The 18,432-nt window shown below is 52.9% G+C and carries 15 protein-coding genes; 12 read left to right on the top strand and 3 right to left on the bottom strand.

Annotation, left to right across the window (positions count from 1 at the left end):
• The first annotated feature begins 223 nt into the window (after positions 1-223).
• The 5 genes from treP (at position 224) to GYMC52_RS08550 (ending at position 6,543) form a co-directional block, all read left to right on the top strand.
• On the top strand, positions 224-1,642 hold the full coding sequence (gene treP / locus GYMC52_RS08570; protein WP_013145321.1) for a PTS system trehalose-specific EIIBC component: 1,419 nt from the start codon (positions 224-226) through the stop codon (positions 1,640-1,642).
• 112 nt (positions 1,643-1,754) lie between these two features.
• A complete protein-coding gene (gene treC / locus GYMC52_RS08565) occupies positions 1,755-3,446 on the top strand; it encodes an alpha,alpha-phosphotrehalase (protein ID WP_013523772.1) in 1,692 nt (563 codons plus the stop codon).
• 22 nt (positions 3,447-3,468) lie between these two features.
• Positions 3,469-4,182, top strand: coding sequence for a trehalose operon repressor (gene treR, locus GYMC52_RS08560; RefSeq protein ID WP_013523771.1), 714 nt, complete (start codon positions 3,469-3,471; stop codon positions 4,180-4,182).
• A 214-nt stretch (positions 4,183-4,396) separates the two neighbouring features.
• Positions 4,397-5,809 carry a Na+/H+ antiporter NhaC family protein gene (locus GYMC52_RS08555; protein ID WP_013523770.1) on the top strand — a complete coding sequence of 471 codons (1,413 nt, stop codon included), beginning with the start codon at positions 4,397-4,399 and terminating at the stop codon, positions 5,807-5,809.
• Between the two features lie 284 nt (positions 5,810-6,093).
• A complete protein-coding gene (locus tag GYMC52_RS08550) occupies positions 6,094-6,543 on the top strand; it encodes an acyl-CoA thioesterase (RefSeq protein ID WP_013523769.1) in 450 nt (149 codons plus the stop codon).
• Positions 6,544-6,555: 12 nt separating this feature from the next.
• On the opposite strand, the gene GYMC52_RS08545 is transcribed toward GYMC52_RS08550, so the two are convergent.
• Positions 6,556-7,758, bottom strand: a complete 1,203-nt coding sequence (locus GYMC52_RS08545) for an RNA-guided endonuclease TnpB family protein (protein ID WP_013523768.1) — start codon at positions 7,756-7,758, stop codon at positions 6,556-6,558.
• A gap of 252 nt (positions 7,759-8,010) precedes the next feature.
• Here GYMC52_RS08545 and GYMC52_RS08540 point away from each other — a divergent pair, with 252 nt between their 5' ends.
• A complete protein-coding gene (locus tag GYMC52_RS08540; RefSeq protein ID WP_013145326.1) occupies positions 8,011-9,510 on the top strand; it encodes an aminotransferase class V-fold PLP-dependent enzyme in 1,500 nt (499 codons plus the stop codon).
• Positions 9,511-9,614: 104 nt separating this feature from the next.
• Positions 9,615-10,793, top strand: a complete 1,179-nt coding sequence (locus GYMC52_RS08535; protein ID WP_013523767.1) for an acyl-CoA dehydrogenase family protein — start codon at positions 9,615-9,617, stop codon at positions 10,791-10,793.
• A gap of 73 nt (positions 10,794-10,866) precedes the next feature.
• Here the strand turns inward: GYMC52_RS08535 and speE are convergent, their stop codons facing one another.
• Together speE and nsrR are read right to left on the bottom strand one after the other, a co-directional pair.
• Entirely contained in the window at positions 10,867-11,742 is an 876-nt protein-coding gene (gene speE / locus GYMC52_RS08530) for a polyamine aminopropyltransferase (RefSeq protein WP_013523766.1), read from the bottom strand.
• 306 nt (positions 11,743-12,048) lie between these two features.
• Positions 12,049-12,492, bottom strand: coding sequence for a nitric oxide-sensing transcriptional repressor NsrR (gene nsrR / locus GYMC52_RS08525; RefSeq protein WP_011231230.1), 444 nt, complete (start codon positions 12,490-12,492; stop codon positions 12,049-12,051).
• A 171-nt stretch (positions 12,493-12,663) separates the two neighbouring features.
• Between nsrR and hmpA the strand changes: the two genes are divergently transcribed.
• From hmpA to GYMC52_RS08500, 5 genes are all read left to right on the top strand, one after another.
• Positions 12,664-13,899, top strand: coding sequence for an NO-inducible flavohemoprotein (gene hmpA / locus GYMC52_RS08520; protein ID WP_013523765.1), 1,236 nt, complete (start codon positions 12,664-12,666; stop codon positions 13,897-13,899).
• A gap of 224 nt (positions 13,900-14,123) precedes the next feature.
• Positions 14,124-15,026 (top strand): formyltetrahydrofolate deformylase, encoded by a 903-nt coding sequence (gene purU / locus GYMC52_RS08515; RefSeq protein WP_013523764.1) that lies wholly within the window; start codon positions 14,124-14,126, stop codon positions 15,024-15,026.
• Between the two features lie 109 nt (positions 15,027-15,135).
• Positions 15,136-15,510, top strand: coding sequence for a helix-turn-helix transcriptional regulator (locus GYMC52_RS08510; RefSeq protein WP_011231227.1), 375 nt, complete (start codon positions 15,136-15,138; stop codon positions 15,508-15,510).
• A gap of 126 nt (positions 15,511-15,636) precedes the next feature.
• Positions 15,637-16,512 carry an ATP-binding protein gene (locus GYMC52_RS08505; RefSeq protein WP_013523763.1) on the top strand — a complete coding sequence of 292 codons (876 nt, stop codon included), beginning with the start codon at positions 15,637-15,639 and terminating at the stop codon, positions 16,510-16,512.
• Positions 16,513-16,522: 10 nt separating this feature from the next.
• Complete coding sequence (locus GYMC52_RS08500) at positions 16,523-18,427, top strand: nitric oxide reductase activation protein NorD (protein ID WP_013523762.1); 1,905 nt, start codon at positions 16,523-16,525, stop codon at positions 18,425-18,427.
• The last annotated feature ends 5 nt before the right edge of the window (positions 18,428-18,432 follow it).

The raw sequence follows: 18,432 nt of genomic DNA, 5'->3' as shown, positions 1-18,432 counted from the left end.
GATTTTCCTGCCGCTTGACAAAACATAACAAAAGAAGTGGAAGTTAGCAAAAAAACAACAACTATTGTCGAAAAATGAAGGCGGTCATCGAAAGATGTTGACAAACTTGTATATACAAGATAAAATGAATTCAGGTTGTATATACAAGTTTGTTTGCAACCGGTTGCTGAAAGCGATTTAACGCTATAGCGGTCGTTAAGGAAAGAAAAGGGAGGCGTTCATCATGGGGGCATACCAACAAGCAGCCGCGCAAATCGTTGAAGCCATCGGCGGCAAAGAAAACATCGTCGCCGCCACGCATTGTGTGACCCGGCTTCGGTTTGCGCTCAAAGAGGAAGGAAAAGTCAATAAGGAAGCGCTTGAGCGCATCGATGTCGTCAAAGGGTCGTTTTCCGCAAACGGCCAGTTTCAAGTCGTCATCGGCCAAGGGCTTGTCGATAAAGTGTATGACGACCTCATCGAGCTGACGGGCATCGGCCGGGCGACAAAGCAGGAGATTAAAGACGCTGCGGAAGCGAAGCTCAATCCGCTGCAACGCGCGATTAAGACGCTGGCTGATATTTTCATTCCCATCTTGCCGGCGATCGTGACGGCCGGTTTGTTAATGGGTATTAACAACGTCTTGACAGGCCCAGGCATTTTTTACGAAGGGAAATCGTTTGTCGAGGTGCACAAAGAATGGGCCGATTTGGCGAACATGATCAACTTGATCGCCAATACAGCGTTCGTCTTCCTGCCCGGTTTGATCGGCTGGTCAGCGGTGACGAAATTCGGCGGCAGCCCGCTCTTAGGGATTGTCCTTGGTTTGATGCTCGTCCACCCAGATTTGCTCAACGCTTGGGGCTGGGGAGCGGCGAAAGAAAAAGGAGAGATTCCGGTTTGGAACTTGTTCGGCTTTGAAGTGCAAAAAGTCGGCTACCAAGGGCAAGTGCTGCCGGTGTTGGTGGCTTCCTACGTGCTGGCGAAGCTTGAGCTGTTTTTGCGCAAGCGCATTCCGGATGCGTTTCAGCTGTTGCTTGTCGCGCCGCTTGCGTTGCTCATTACGGGCTTTTTGGCGTTCATCGCTATTGGGCCGGTCACATTTGCGATCGGCAATGCCATTACCCACTTGTTTGTCACGATTTTTGACACGGTTCCGGCTCTTGGAGGATTGTTGTATGGAGCGCTGTATGCGCCGCTTGTCGTCACCGGGATGCACCATACGTTCTTGCCGGTTGACTTGCAGCTGATTGCCAATACCGGCGGCACATTCTTATGGCCGATTTTGGTCATGTCAAACATCGCCCAAGGTTCGGCAGCGTTGGCGATGATGTTTGTCGCGAAGGAGGAAAAGCTGCGCGGTTTGTCGTTTACGTCGGCTGTTTCCGCGTATTTAGGCATCACGGAACCGGCGATGTTCGGAGTCAACTTGCGCTTTCGCTTCCCGTTTATCGCAGCGATGACCGGAGCGGCGATCGCCGGCATGTTTATTACGCTCAATAAAGTCATCGCTCCGTCGATCGGTGTCGGCGGCCTGCCGGGTTTCTTGTCGATCGTACCGCAAAAGTGGACGCCGTTCTTTATCGGCATGGCGATCGCGATTGTGGTGCCGTTTGCGCTGACGTTTGTCTTTGGGAAAGTGCGTAAAGCCGCCCGCTCATGATTGCCGTGTGTGGAAGCAAGAGAACGATGTGCGAAATCATCCATTTACCACCATACCATTGGCCGCTGATGCCAATGGTATGTTTTTATCCTGACGAACGAGGTGAAGAGAGATGTCAACAACCCCTTGGTGGAAAAAAGCGGTCGTTTATCAAATTTATCCGAAAAGCTTCTACGACACGAATGGAGACGGCATCGGCGATTTGCCGGGCGTGATCGAGAAGCTCGATTATCTACAAGAACTGGGCGTCGATGTCATTTGGCTGACGCCGATCTACGCGTCGCCGCAGCGCGACAACGGTTATGACATCAGCGATTATTTCCGCATCCATCACGAATACGGAACGATGGGCGATTTTGACCGTCTGCTTCACGAAGTGCATGCGCGCGGCATGAAGCTGGTGATGGACATGGTCGTCAACCATACCTCAACCGACCATGAATGGTTTAAGCAGGCGCGCTCCTCGAAAACGAACCCATACCGCTCGTTTTACATTTGGCGCGACCCGAAGCCGGACGGCGGAGCGCCGAACAACTGGCAATCGAAATTCGGCGGCTCGGCGTGGGAATACGACGAACAAACCGGCCAATATTACTTGCATTTGTTCGATGTGACACAAGCGGACTTGGACTGGGAAAACGAAGAGCTGCGCCGCCGCATTTATGACATGATGCATTTTTGGCTCCAAAAAGGAGTGGACGGCTTTCGGCTTGACGTCATCAACTTGTTGTCAAAAGATCAGCGCTTCCCGGATGACGACGGTTCGGTGCCGCCGGGGGACGGGCGCCGCTTTTATACGGACGGACCGCGCATTCATGAGTTTTTGCAGGAAATGAATCGAGAGGTGTTTTCAAAATACGACATCATGACAGTGGGGGAAATGTCGTCGACGACGATCGATCATTGCATCCGGTATACGAACCCGGAAAACCACGAGCTCAATATGACGTTTAACTTCCATCACTTGAAGGTCGATTACCCGAATGGGGAAAAATGGGCGGTCTCCCCGTTTGACTTTCTAGCTTTAAAACGCATTTTGTCCGAATGGCAAGTCCGGATGTATGAAGGCGGGGGCTGGAATGCGCTCTTTTGGTGCAACCACGATCAGCCGCGCATCGTGTCGCGCTATGGCGATGACGGGACGTATTGGAAAGAATCAGCCAAAATGTTGGCGACGACGATCCATTTAATGCAAGGGACGCCATACATTTACCAAGGCGAAGAAATCGGCATGACCGACCCGAAATTCACCGATATTCGCGACTACCGCGACGTTGAGTCGCTCAACATGTACCGGATTTTGCGAGAACAAGGCAAAAGCGAGCAAGAAGTGATGGAAATTTTGCGGCGAAAATCGCGCGACAATTCCCGCACGCCGATGCAATGGGACGACAGCCCGCATGCCGGTTTCACGTCTGGGACGCCGTGGATTCGCGTCGCCGACAACTACCGGCGCATTAACGTGAAACAGGCGCTCGCCGACCGCGACTCGATTTTCTACCATTATAAGCGGCTGATTGAGCTGCGCAAACAGTATGATCTCATTACGACCGGGCGCTATGAGCTGTTGCTTGCGGACGATCCGCATATTTTCGCCTATATGCGTCATGGCGATGGAGAAAAGCTGCTTGTTGTCAACAATTTTTATCCAGTCGAAACGATGTTCACGCTGCCGAAAGAAGCGGGAGCCGATGGCTATACGGGAGAACTGCTGCTTGCCAATTATTCGGACGCGCCGGCCGATTTTCGCCGCATGCAACTGCGCCCATACGAATCGGTTGTTTATCTTTTGCGCCGGCCGTGATACAATACAAGCGGTGATTCTTATGCATGAAAACAAATATTTAACCATTTACCATGACCTCATTTCCCGCATCCGCCGCGGAGAATGGAAGGCGTACGACAAGCTGCCATCGGAACACGAGCTGGCCGCCCGATATGAGACATCGCGCGAGACGATTCGCAAAGCGCTCCATTTGTTGTCCGAGCACGGCTATATCCAAAAAATGAAAGGGAAAGGATCTATCGTCCTTGACGTCGGCAAATATGACTTTCCCGTATCCGGATTGGTCAGCTTTAAAGAACTGGCGCAGACGATGAAGCAGCCGGTGCGGACGATCGTGCATGAACTGGCGATCATCAAGCCGGATCGCGAGCTCAGGCAGCATCTGCGCGCCTCAAGCAAAGACGAAGTGTGGAAAGTCGTGCGCGTCCGTGAAATCGGCGGAGAGCGGATTATTTTGGATAAAGACTTTTTTCTGAAAAAGCATGTGCCGCTATTGACCAAAGAGATTTGCGAAGACTCGATCTATGAATACTTGGAAACGAAGCTGCATTTGCCGATCAGCTTTGCAAAAAAAGAAATATCGGTCGACGAAGCGACGGACGAAGACCGGCGCTATTTGGATTTGCATGGCGATGACCGCGTCGTTGTCGTCAAAAACTACGTGTATTTAAGCGATGCTGCATTGTTTCAATACACGGAATCGCGTCACCGGCTCGACAAGTTCCGATTTGTCGATTTTGCGCGCCGGAAATGACAACGCCTTCTGTGCCCCAGGTTGTTTGGGAGCCAGCCCGGGGCGGATGAAAGTGTGGGCCACGCTGCAAACTGCAGCGCGGCTTTTTTTGTTTGCGCGGGCAACATAAATTTTATAAGTAAAACTATGTTCTAAATAATCAATGGAAATCATAAAAAAACTACATCATGGCTATCCTTCTTGGTAACAACATCATCGCAAAGGAGGCGCCGACGTGGAAGGAACATGGTGGTCGCTGTTGCCTTTTCTGCTCATCATTCCGTTGGCGGTATGGCTGAAAGAAATTTTGCCCGGCCTCGTGGCCGGATTGCTCGTCGGAGCGTTTTGCCTTGAGTGGTCGGCTGTCGGCGCGATTGAGCGCGCTGTTTCCGCTGTTCTTCACGCCCTGACCGATCCGGAGCATATGAAGGTGGCCGCGTTTTTGTATTTGTTCGGTTCGCTTGTCGGCATGATGCAAATTACCGGCGGGATCAAAGGGTTTGTCGAGAGACTTTCCGGCCGCATCCGCTCGAAGCGGGGGATTTTGTTGTTCGTTTGGCTGACGGTGCCGGTGACGTTTTTTATGCCGATGTTTCGCATTATGCTCCTTGGACCAGTGATGAAAGCGGTCCTTCGCCAGTTTCGCATCGACCGCCGCCGCATGGCGTACATGATCGATGTCTCGACCGAGCCGATCATCGTGCTTTTGCCAGCGGCGACAGCGTTCGTCGGCTTTATGACTTCTGTTGTCGCCGCGGCGCTTGAGCAAAACGACATTCACGAATCGCCGTATGACGTGTTTTTGCGCAGCCTGCCGTACAACTTGTTTGCGATTGTCGCTCTGGCCGTCGGGGTGTTGACGACGATGTTGAACATCCGGATCGGCAAACCGCGGGCGAAAAAAGGAGAAGGGGAAACGAATACACTGCACGGGCTCGGATTGCGCAAGGAGCTGGCGCTGATCAACGGGGAGCCGTTGCACTTGTTTGTCCCGCTGGCGCTGTTAATCGCGCTGACGTTTGCCTTTTTCGTGTACGACGGGAGGAAACGCGGGGCAGAGAATTGGTGGGAGGCGTTTTCCGCGGCCGATGCGACATGGGCGATGCTGTTGGCGTTGTTTGTGACCATCCTTTTGTCGATGGCGTTTTATTTATGGCGCCGACAATCGCTTTCAGAGCTGACGTACCATTTTTTTGCTGGGGGTAACGAAATGATGGCGCCGATCGGCATGCTCGTTCTCGTATGGGCGGTCTCGGCGGTGGCGGGGGAACTCGGATTTGCGGAGTACGTGTCGTCGACGTTCGGCACATGGCTGCCGGGGGCATTCGTGCCAGCGGCCGTGTTTTTGGTCGGATCGTTTTTATCATACTTTATCGGTTCTTCATGGGGAACGTGGGGCATTTTGATGCCGCTTGGCGTCACGCTTTCCCATGCGACCGGGGCGCCGCTCGAGGTGACAGTCGGCGCCGTGTTTGCGAGCGGGACGTTTGGCGCCTTTGCTTCGCCGCTTGGCGATACGACGATTACAACCGCAGCCATTATGGATATGGACTTGATGAGCTATGCGAAATATAAACTGCGCATCTCTCTCCTTTGCGCCGGCGTGTCGCTCGTTGGATACGTTCTTTTGCCGCTTTGGGCCGGTTGACCGCAGACGTCCCGTCTGCCCTCGCCGGGCTTTTTTATCTACCCTGAAAATGTCAAAATTATATAGGTTCCAAATTCGTCACAACATTTTATATCGCAAACAATGTTCTAAATAATCAATAATCCAAAACAAAACAATTGCATATCCAAATCAACCGGAGTATGATAAAAACAACATACTGACTAGTTGGTAGCTACAAATCCAACTCGGTCACGCCCCATGCTCACCCAAACGAATATTGTGGGCGAAAGGGGCAAAAAAAGGCAAGAAAGGAAGAGGGAGAAATGAAGACGCACATCATTACCGTCAACCCACGCTTTTGTGAAACTGATGCGCTCGGACATTTAAGCAACATTAGCTATTTTATTTATTTAGAAGAAGCGCGCACCCGCCTGTTTGATGAATTGCGTTACGGCGGGCGAACGGAGGACTGGCATTTTATTTTAGCTTCCACCAAGTGCGATTTTATCAACCAAGGATTCTTCGGACGACGATTGCGCGTGGAAACCAATGTCTCCCGGATCGGCAATAAAAGCTTTCAATGCATTCATCGCATCATGGAAGAGGAAACAGGAAGACTGATCGCCATCGGAGAGGCAGCGGTCGTCCATTTCAATTTCCAAACCCAAACGAGCGAACCGTTGCCTGATGACTTGCGGACCATGCTTGCCGAATACCTTGTGCCGTCCGTGGGGGAAACGATTTCGCCGTTATCGTGCAAAAAAAGGGATTGACACTCCACACGCCTAAAGGGCGTGGGATTCTTGGGTCGTTTGCGTCCTCATCCATTTCTGGTTCGGACAACGCAAAAGCTTCAGGGGTGTGTCATCACCCCGTCCCATCGGGTTACGATGTACCCCAATGGGCGGCGCACCTGTGACCAGTGCGCTAGGTTCAGCGGCGAAGCCCGAAATCGCTTTGGCGATGTTGATGGCGCCATTCAAGTCGGCGTGGAGAGTGTATCCACACCTTTGGCATCGGAAGCGGATGCCGTTTCGGTTCGCTTTCTCTCGATGACCACATTTACACGTTTGGCTCGTGTAGGTTGGATCCACCCACTCCACCCGAATGCCTGCCATTTCCGCTTTATAGGCAATCATCGTTTGCAGTTGGTGGAACGCCCAAGCATGAAGGCTTCGCCCCGCTTCTTTGGCCGATTTTGCCCGCTTGCGAATCCCCGTCAACGCTTCCATCCGAATCACGCCAACACCGTTGGCGAGCGCAACATTCACGATTTGACGGCTGATTTTGTGATTTTGGTCCTTCATCCAGCGGGACTCTTTGCGGCCGATTTTGCGAATCATCTGGAGCTTCTTCGCTTTGCCCAACGTTCGCCGCAAAGCCGCATATCGTCGGCGAATGAAGGCGCATTGGCTCCCTTTGAAAAACAACGATTTCGTTCCCACGCTGGCCACAGCGATATAGCGAAGCCCAACGTCAACGCCCATCACCTTTGTTTCGTGCCGCGGCTTCACGTCAAAGGTGATCGCGATCGCCAAGTACCATTTCTTTCTCTTTTTGTAGAGCTTGGCGGCCCCTTGTTTAGCGGTTCCATCGAGCAGCCGATTCAGCCACGCTTCTTGATAGGGGCGCGTGACGACCGGCACGCCAATTCTCTTCTCCAGTGTGGGGAAGGAAACCGTGTAGAACGATCCTTTCTTTTCCACCTTCACGTTTTGATTGTTAAAGCAGCACCATAATGTTTGAAACTTCTTTGTTTTCTGGTTTTTCTTTTGGGACTTCACTTCTCGAATCGTTTGATTCACGACAGCGGAAGGAAACCGCTGCGGCGAAAACTCCTTAAAAATTTTGCTCGTTGCTTGATTCAGCTTGGGATGATTCAACAGCCAATTCGTAAACGCGGTATTCACTTCTGTCATCCGTTCGTACATGTCTTGTTTGACTTTCGTTGGGTTGTGCAGCTCCAGCCTTAGTGTGATCGTCGGCATGGATTCACCTCCTTGTGGCGGTTTCAGGATACCATTTTTTTCACAATCATTCAATATTCGGAAAACGGCTCGCTTTCATCCCACCCCTCAAGGAGTGGGCTTTCTCGCTCGCGGGTCTGTAAAAAAGGGAGTGGAATATCATCCGCCTGTACGGCGGATTTTTCATTTTCAACTTTCCCACGTTTTTTGGACCGAATCACCGAAGGCGACATACTTTGTAAATAGACGAAATGGCGGAAAGGGGGAATAAACATGGCCATTCACGCTGTGATCGGAAATGCGGTGTATACATGCCGCGGGGAGCTTGAGACGTATTTTCAGCCGTTTCGCGATGGAACGATCGGCCGCTTTCATCCGTTTTCTACGCCGTTTGGCAAACAGCGGCTTATTTACGCCGACTGGACAGCAAGCGGGCGGCTGTACCGGCCGATTGAAGAGAAGCTGACGCATGAGCTCGGTCCATTTGTCGGCAACACGCATACGGAATCGAATGTGACCGGAACGAAAACGACGCTTGCCTATCGCTATGCAAAAGAAATTATTAAACAGCACGTTCATGCCGGGAAAAACGATGTCTTGATCATGCAAGGCGCCGGGACCACAAGCGCCGTCAACAAGCTGCAGCGTCTGCTTGGCTTGCGCGTACCGGAACGGTGGAAGCACCGCTTGTCCCTTCATGATGAGGAGCGGCCAGTCGTTTTTGTCACCCATATGGAGCACCATTCAAATTTATTGCCATGGGTGGAAACCATCGCGGAAGTCGTGGCGGTCCGTCCGACAGAGAACGGGGATGTCGATCTTGACCATTTGCGCGAGCTGCTGGAGCGCTACCGAGATCGGCCGCAAAAAATCGGTGCCTTTACTGCTTGCTCGAACGTCACGGGGTTGGAAACCCCATATCATAAGCTGGCGAAAATCATGCACGAGCATGGCGGCCTTTGCTTTGTTGATTTTGCTGCTTCCGCTCCGTACGTCCGCATCGATATGCATCCGGACGACCCAATGGAGCAGCTTGATGCCATTTATTTCTCCCCCCATAAGTTTCTCGGGGGGCCGGGAAGCGCCGGCGTGCTCATCTTTGACAGCCGGCTTTATCATCAGCACGCTCCGGATCACCCCGGCGGCGGGACGGTGTACTGGACTGACCCGTGGGGGAACTATGAATACATCCAAGCCATTGAGGAACGCGAAGATGGCGGAACACCGCCGTTTTGGCAAACCATCAAGGCAGCGTTGGCCATCCAGCTGAAAGAGCAAATGAACGTAAAACAGATGCGCGCCCGCGAAAAGGAACTTGTTTCCCTTCTTTTGCCGGCGCTAAAAAGCACTCCCGGCGTCCGCGTGCTTGAAGGACATCGGGACGACCGTCTTGGCATCATCTCATTTGTCATAGATGGATTGCATTACAACCTTGTTGTCAAACTGCTGAATGATCGCTTCGGCATTCAAGCGCGCGGCGGCTGTTCCTGCGCCGGACCATACGGCCACTATTTGCTTGGCATCGACAAGGAACAATCCGCTGCGTTGCTTCAAGAAGTCAAAAACGGCAATCCTCTCGCCAAACCAGGATGGGTGCGTCTGTCGCTCCATCCTACGATGACGAACGAAGAAGTGTATGCGATCATCCGCGCCGTCCGTCAAATCGCCCGCTATGGCCGCCGCTGGCAGGAGGAATACGAGTACGATGCTGGGAAAAATGAGTTCGTCCACCGTGACGATGATCGGTACATTCGGCATTTCTTTCTCTTTTAAGCTTCCGAGAGCAAGGACGGTCATTTTCCCGTGCGTTTTTGTTTTCAGTCCTAGCCAGAACTCGGTACAATAAAGGCATCTTGACCAAAAGAAGGGGAGAACCGATGAACGAATTGTACCATTTGCTTGTGCGAACCGATCGGGAGCAACAATTGTACAACCAAGCGCGTCGCCTTGCGGAACGGTTTGCGAAAAGGGCGGCGCATGATGACGAACAGGCAACGTTTCCATTTGCCGATTTTGCCGATTTAAAAGAGGCTGGATTCCTTTCCTTGACCGTCCCGACTGAATACGGCGGCCAAGGGGCGTCGCTTTATGAGCTCGTGCTCGTGCAAGAGACGATCGCCCAAGGTTCTGGGGCAACGGCATTGTCGTTTGGTTGGCACGCCAGCATTCTCATGCGGCTGTTTTTGCTTCGCCGCTGGCCGGAGCCCGTTCTCGCCCGTTTGGCGAATGAAGTCGTTTGCCGCCACGCGCTCATCAACAGCGCCCACTCTGAACGGACAACTGGCAGCCCGGCGCGCGGCGGTAAACCGGAAACGACGGCCGTCTTTCGCCATGGCCGCTGGGTGCTTCGAGGGCGAAAGACATTTGCATCGTTAGCCCCTGCGCTCGATTACGTCTTAATTTCCGCCACAATGGAAGATGGTCGGGTCGGTGAGTTTCTGGTGCCGATGTCTGCTTCAGGCATCCGCATCGAGCCGACGTGGAACACGCTTGGCATGCGGGCGACGCGCAGCGATGATCTTGTTCTTGAAGAAGTCGAAGTCGACCAAAAGGCGCTCGTAGAGACGCTTGGAGAAGCGAACGAAGCCGCTCCGGCGCAAGGATGGCTGTTGCACGTGCCGGCTTGTTACTTAGGCATCGCCATTGCGGCGCGCAATGAGGCGCTTCGCTTTGCCAAGACGTACCAGCCTAATACCCTGCCTCACCCAATCGCCTCGACGCCAGAAGTACAGCGGAAAATCGCTGAAATGGAATGGCGCCTCACCCATGCGCGCCATTTCCTGTACGCGGTCGCCGATTTATGGGATCGCTATCCGGAAAAACGGATGGAAATGAAAGAGGAGTTGGCAACAGCCAAATTGGTCGCCACCAATACCGCGCTTGAAGTCGTCGATTGGGCGATGCGCATTGTCGGCGGACAAAGCTTGTTTGCTGACAATCCGCTTCAGCGGTATTACCGTGACGTCCGCGCTGGGCTCTACAACCCGCCGGCGGATGACTTGACGCTTCAATGGCTTGCCAAGCGGGCATTGTCTCACAACCCACCTGCTCCATAAAACAGAATGGACTCAAGCAACACGAAAAAGCTGTCCCTGCTTTGTGGGGGACAGCTTTTTTGATGCCAAGCGGTTATTCCACCTCAAGCGCCGAACGCAAAAATGCCGGCAACGCGAAACATTGGCGAAAGATCCCATCGTTCACATATTTCGTGTCATTTGGAATGGTAGTCTGCGCCGGAAAATCGAGCGGCCGTTTCGAGCCGATCGTAAAGCTCCACAACCCTCCTGGATACGTCGGCACCACGGCGGTGTACACAAGCACATGCGGGAACAGTTCGCGAATATTGCGGTACGTCCGCTTCAAAATATCCAGATGGAAAATTGGCGACTGGCTTTGGCAGACCATCAGCCCATCCTCTTTCAACGCGCGATGGACGTTGGCGTAAAACTCCGGTGAAAACAAGGCTTCCGCCGGGCCGACTGGGTCGGACGAGTCGATCATAATGACGTCGTAGACGCTTTCCTTCCCTTGCACAAACTTGACGCCATCATCATAAATAAACCGCACGCGCGGATCCGATAAGTTGCCGGAGACGGCTGGCAAATGCTCTTTGCACGCCCGGACAACTTTTTCGTCAATTTCCACCATGTCGATGGCTTCAAGATGAGCATATTTCGCCGTCTCACGGGCTGCGCCGCAGTCGCCGCCGCCGATGATGAGCACCCGTTTCGCCTGCGGATGAAACTGCAGCGGCACGTGCGAAATCATTTCGTTATAAATATGGCCATCAATTGAGGTCGTTTGCACGACGCCATCGAGTACGAGCATGCGGCCGAAATCGTACGAATCCAAAATCATCACATGCTGGTATTCAGACGGCTCGGCAAAAATCACCTCTTTGATACGGTAGCTGATTTTTAAGTTGTCCCGGTCATCTTCGGTGAGCCAGAGCTCTCCATTGTCCATATGCAAGTAAGGTGGCAAAGCGTTTCCCTCGTGTTTCATTGTGACCTCCTTTAGTCATGCAGATGTTTTCACACCTTTCTAATCTTAATATATTCTTCGTCTTGTGGCAAACAAAGGGGATGTGATCGGCCGGTGCCGGACGTATTCATCCCGCCGCCCATGTTTGACGACTGGTTTCGTTTTTCTAACTGATGATCGTTCTTGCCGCCACATCCCGCGCAAAGGCCAATCGCCGCAAAGGCCGCCATCGGTTTCGCATCATCCCGCGTCTTCCTTCCGTAGAGCGATGCTTAGTGATCGTGTGCCTGCCAAACGCCATCCAGCTTATAGCCAGAGAGTTTTTTCTCAACCGCGCCGCTCTTTCAATAAAGAACGAAGCGACGCTCGGTCTTCAAGCAAGTCGGCGAGCGTATACGCATCCAGCACACGCAAAAACGCCTCTAACGCCTCGTGAAGTGCGAAGCGAAGCCGACATACCGGCGTTAAGACGCACTCATTGCCGTGGGCGGCAAAACACTCGACAAGCGACAAGTTTTCCTCCGTTTCGCGAACAACCGCGCCGATGACAATCTCCGCGGGGCGTTTCGCAAGGCGGATTCCACCGTTGCGCCCACGGATCGTTTCAATGTAGCCGAGTTTGCCAAGTTCATAGACGATTTTGCTTAAATGATGCTCTGAAATGGAAAAGGCAGCGGCAATGTCTTTGATGTTTGTTTTTTCTTCTTCATCAAGCGCGCCTAAAAACAAGAGGACGCGCAAGGCGTATTCCGTATAGTTCGTCAACTGCATCGTGATTCACAACCTTTAAGCGACATTCTTGATCCCATTGTACCACACCTGATTCGAACGAAGAATTGTGAACAATTTATTAAAGATGTATTTGAAATATTGCTTTTTCGCAGTGCTCATGGTTGAATAAAAGATGTATTAAAAATACATGTTTTACAAGGGGATGAAATCATGACAACGACAACGAAATTGCATCCAAAAACGATTGAAATTGTGAAATCAACGGTGCCTGTCTTGGAAACACATGGTGAACAAATTACGAAGCGGTTTTATGAACTCATGTTTTCCAATCATCCGGAACTGCTCAATATTTTCAACCACGCCAACCAAAAGCAAGGGCGGCAGCAACGCGCCTTGGCCGCAGCCGTGTATGCGGCAGCGCGCTATATCGACCAGCTTGATGCTATTTTGCCGGTTGTGCGGCAAATCGGCCATAAACACCGCAGCTTAGGAATCAAACCAGAACAATACCCGATCGTCGGAAAGCATTTGTTGCTGGCGATCAAAGACGTGCTCGGCGACGCCGCCACCGACGAAGTGATCACGGCTTGGGCGGAAGCATATGAAGCCATTGCATCCGTTTTCATTCAAGTGGAAAAAGAGCTCTACGATGAGGCAGCGGCCAAACACGGAGGCTGGCGTGACTTTCGCCGATTTGTCGTCGTGAAAAAGGTGAAAGAAAGCGGCGTCATTACTTCGTTTTATTTGGAGCCGGAAGACGGCAAGGCCATCAGTGATTATTTGCCGGGTCAATACGTGAGCGTCAAACTGTCGATTCCGGGCGAGACGTATACGCATATTCGCCAATACAGCTTATCGGATGCACCTGGAAAAGGGTATTACCGCATCAGCGTCAAACGGGAAGCAGCTACAGCGGACAAGCCGGCCGGCATTGTTTCCAACTATTTGCATGATCATGTCCAAGAGGGCGACGTGCTCGAGCTTAGCGCTCCAGCTGGCGATTTTACGCTTGATTTGTCCAAAACGACGCCGGTTGTGTTCATCAGCGGCGGCGTCGGCATCACTCCGCTTTTGAGCATGGCGCATACGTTGGCCATCCGCCAACCGACCCGCCCAGCGGCGTTTTTGCATGCTGCTTTGAATGGCCGCGTGCACGCGTTTGATAAGGAGCTTCGGATGTTGGCGGAACGCCCGTCATTTTCTTATCATATTTGTTATGAGTCGCCATCCGACGAGGACCGCCGCCATCCACATTTTGGCAAAGAAGGGCGGATTGACCTTGCATGGATGCAATCCGTGATCCCGACGAAAGACGCAGACTTTTATTTCTGCGGCCCGGTGCTGTTTATGAAAACCGTCTATCGCGCTCTAAAACAATGGGGTGTGCCAGAGGAGCACATCCATTACGAATTTTTCGGCCCGGCCGGCGATTTGACGAAAGACTGAGAGAGGTTTTTCGCTTGCCAGGGGGCTGACCCAAAAGGGTCATTTTCCTTAACAAAACACAACATATTGTTTCTTAATGATTGTTTTATACCTATATACGGTAATAAGAAAGGGTGTCCCGATCCTTTTGGGACACCCTCTTTTGTTATCTTCCCTGTTGGCAAGTTCATGAATTTTTTGTATGATGAATGGCAAGGAAAAGCAAGAAAAGGGAGAGACAACGCATGACGACATTTCGCCAACATCGCTGGCAATCATTTTTGCAAGGTTACGAGCAACGCGCTCGAATCCTTATTTCCTGCCCAGATCGCCCGGGCATCGTCGCGGCGGTGACGTCGTTTCTGTACGAACAAGGGGCGAATATCGTTGAATCGAGCCAATACTCGACTGACCCTGAGGGAGGGACGTTTTTTCTCCGCTTGGAGTTCGACTGTCCGAACATCGCCGAGCGAAAAGAAGAGATCGAAGCGGCGTTCGCCCCGATCGCTGCTGAATTTCAGATGCGTTGGCAGCTTCGGCTGCACAACGATATTCGGCGAATCGCGATTTTTGTCTCCAAAGCCGAGCATTGTCTGCTTGAACTTCTTTGGCAATGGCAGGCGGGAGAGCTGATCGCCGACATCGCCCTTGTCATCAGCAACCACCCCGACTTGCGCGAGACGGTCGAGTCGTTTGGCATCCCGTATGTGCATATTCCGGTGACGAAAGAAACGAAAGCGGACGCCGAAGCCGAACAAATCCGTCTGCTTCGTGACTATCAGATCGACACCATCGTGCTTGCCCGCTACATGCAAATTTTGTCGCCGGCGTTTGTCGCTGAATTCCCGGGACGGATCATCAACATCCACCACTCATTTTTGCCCGCCTTTATCGGCGCGCGTCCGTATGAGCGGGCGTATGAGCGCGGCGTCAAATTGATCGGCGCCACATCGCACTACGTCACCGACGATTTGGATGAAGGGCCGATCATTGAGCAGGACGTCGCCCGCGTGGATCACCGCCACCATCCGGACGACTTAAAGCGGATCGGCCGACTGATTGAAAAAACGGTGCTCGCCCGGGCGCTTCGGTGGCATTTGGAAGACCGGGTCATCATCCACGGAAACAAAACGATCGTGTTTTATTGAAACCAAGCGGGAGAGGATTTTTCCTTTCCCCCATGGTATAATGAAGACAAGCAGGATTTCGCCGCCCAAAGAGCGAAATTTCATCCGTAGGGAAGGAGGGAAAAAGCCTATGGGAGAAAAACGGACGCCCAGCGGTTTTCTGTTAAAACAACGTGCGTTTTTAAAATTGTATTTGATTACGCTCACCGAACAGGAGCGGCTCTACGGGCTGAAGCTGCTTGATGTATTGCGCCAAGAGTTCAAGCCGTTCGGCTACCGGCCGAACCACTCCGAAGTGTATAAGGCGCTGCACGATTTGATCGAAGACGGCATTTTAAAACAAGTGAAACAGAAAAAAGAGGGAATGAAGTACCAAGAAGTCGTCTACTATCGGTTCGCCGAGGGCGGACAGGAAAAGGCGAAGCTGTACAAACGCCAGCTCAAGGCGGAGCTTGATCGGTGCGCGGCGCTCATTCGCAAGGCGATTGAGGACAACTTCGGTTGAGAGCGCCTCGTTTTTTCTTTGTTATATTTACATAATATATTTATGGTCTAGTTCTTTTGTTTTGCGTCCCGCCGGGCGATCTAGTAGAATGAGAGGGGAAGATCGCCACAGAGAGGAAGTCAGAAGATGGGAACATGGCCGTTGACGGTCACGAAAGAAATGGAAAATCGAAAAGAACTGTTCCGCCGCGATCCGAATCGCGCGTTGATTGGAGCGGGCGGGTACAAGGCGGCAGATGAGGCGATTGTGCACGATGCCGCCATTGCGCTCGCGCTTGGGAAAAACGTGCTCTTAAAAGGCCCGACCGGATCGGGAAAAACGCGGCTTGCTGAAACGTTGTCCGCTTTGTTTGGTCAACCGATGCACAGCATCAACTGTTCCGTGGACTTAGACGCCGAAGCATTGCTCGGTTTTAAGACGATCGTGCACAAAAACAGCCAGGCGGTGATCGAGTACGTGCCCGGACCAGTCATCCAGGCGATGACAAAAGGGCATTTGCTATACATTGACGAAATTAATATGGCAAAACCGGAAACGCTGCCGATTTTAAACAGCGTCCTTGACTACCGGCGGCGGCTCACCAATCCGCTGACTGGCGATATCGTACAGGCGAAACAGACATTTGGCGTCATCGCCGCGATCAATGAAGGCTATATTGGCACCGTACCGCTCAATGAGGCGCTCAAAAACCGGTTTGTCGTCATCAATGTCCCGTATGTGCAAGGAGAAACATTAAAATCGGTATTGTTGGCGCAAACTACATTAACGGATGAAACGTTGATCGATCGTTTCGTCGCCCTGTCGGCGGATCTGCTTGCGCAGGTGCGAAACGGACAAATCGCCGAGGAAGCGGCTTCGGTGCGCGCTTTGTTGGATGCGTGCGATTTGGCGGCATACATGCCGCCATTGCGGGCCATTGAGCGAAGCATCGTCGATAAGCTTGACGATGAACGGGAACGGGCGGCGGTGCGCAACATCGCCGAAACGTGGTTTGACGAATAGGAGGCTCGGCATGGAGCGGTTTATGATGTTCAATGACCGAACGGTCGACTCGAGTTTGGTCATGCAGCTTTCTGACCTCGCCCAAACGCTCATGCGCCGCCGCGACGTTGCCATCCAGTTCGCCGCCCATTCCGGCGTGCATTGTGTCAAGCCGGTCGTTTACGTCAGCCATTTTTGGGAAGGGTATCCACCATTGGAGCGGGAAACGGCAATGAAAAGCGACGTCGGCTTGCGCATCATCGGCACGTATCGGCACACCGACCGATTGGCGGTTCGCGCCTTCCGACATGCGGTGGAATCCCGACCGCTCTCCAAGCTTTCCAAACAGCTGTTTACATTCGCTGAAGATCTTCGCTTGGAAGCCGTCTGCGAGCGGGAACGTCCCGGGATGAAGCGATGGTTCCGCACGCGCCGCCGCATGTACCGCCGCTACTTCACTCAGCAATGGCAAGCAAACAGGACGCGCGGCGCTTGGGCTGATCAGTTTTTGGCGGGGATGTATTTGCGGCTCACGGCCGATTCGCCGCTTGATGATGCGCCGCTGGCTCCGATGGCGGATGAAGCGGTGCAGGCGCGCCTCGAAACGTTATGGCCGCAATTTTTTGATGCTTCCTCGACAGCCGAGGTGGCGGACTGGGCGTTCGCCGTTGTGGAACTGATGGAGGACGTGCTGCCTCATGATATGGTCAATGCCTATACATCGCTGCCAATCGTTGAGGATGGTGCGGACGAGAAAACGATGACGCTTCAAGATCTCAAACGGACCAACCCATTGGAAAACCGCGATGCCCTTCAAGAGGCGGATGGAGAGGCCAAGCGGCAAGTGCTGCCAACATGGCATCGGGAAACGAGCCGGGCGGGTGGAAGCTTTCTCCGCTTTGAGCTCGAACGAGGCAGCCGCACCGAGATCATCAGCGATGAGGCGAGGCCGGGTGAAGACGGCGATCAGGCTCTGGCCGTCGTGAAAGGAACGTCTCGGCCGACGGCGCGAAACGAGTATGGCCTGGAAGCGCAAGCATCCTTCAGCGAACAGCCGCCGGCTGGAAACAGTGCGCCGTATGGCGAGGCCAACCGCCAAGCCGATCTTGTGCTTCTTCCTTCGTCGCCAAACCTCGCGCATCTTGAGCAATACCGCGCCAAACAGGCGGCGGTGGCGCCGTACCGAAAACGGCTTGTGCGCATCATGGAACAATGGCTTGAACACAAGCGCTCCGCTTGGCGCACGAACTTGCCCGTCGGTCGGCTGCGCAAACAATTGGTGTCGTTTTTCATTGATGAGCGGCCGCGCTTGTTTTGCAAAAAAGGCGAGCCGACGCGGCGGTTTGATGCGGTCTTCGGCCTGCTTGTCGATTGCTCGGCTTCGATGCATGACAAAATGGAAGAGACGAAAACCGGGCTCGTTCTTTGCCATGAGGTGCTGAAAACGTTGCGCGTGCCGCACCAAATTGTCGGATTTTGGGAAGATGCGAACGAAGCAACCGCTTCGCGTCAGCCGAACTATTTGCAGATGGCGGTCTCATTCCATCGCTCGCTTGAGCCGTCGAGCGGCCCGGCGATCCTGCAGCTCGAGCCGCATGAAGATAATCGCGATGGATTGGCGATTCGCTGGATGACCGAACAGCTCCTCAAGCGCCCGGAAGCACAAAAAGTGCTGCTCGTCTTCTCTGACGGCGAACCCGCCGCGTACGGATATGAACAAAACGGCATCATCGATACGCACGAAGCAGTCGCCGAAGCGCGCCGCCGCGGCATTGAGGTCGTCAATCTCTTTTTAGGCCACGGGGCCGACGATGAGTCAACGCGGCGGACGATTGAAAACATCTATGGTCGCTTCCGCGTCTTTGTTCCGCATGTGAGCGAGTTGCCGGATCGGCTGTTGCCGCTCTTGAAAACGTGGTTGCAAAAAAGTTTGTGACAAAA

It is taken from the genome of Geobacillus sp. Y412MC52, assembly GCF_000174795.2.
Taxonomy (GTDB): Bacteria; Bacillota; Bacilli; order Bacillales; family Anoxybacillaceae; genus Geobacillus; species Geobacillus thermoleovorans.
Note: the sequence above shows the minus strand (reverse complement) of the source record. Positions and strands in the feature narration are given on the sequence as shown.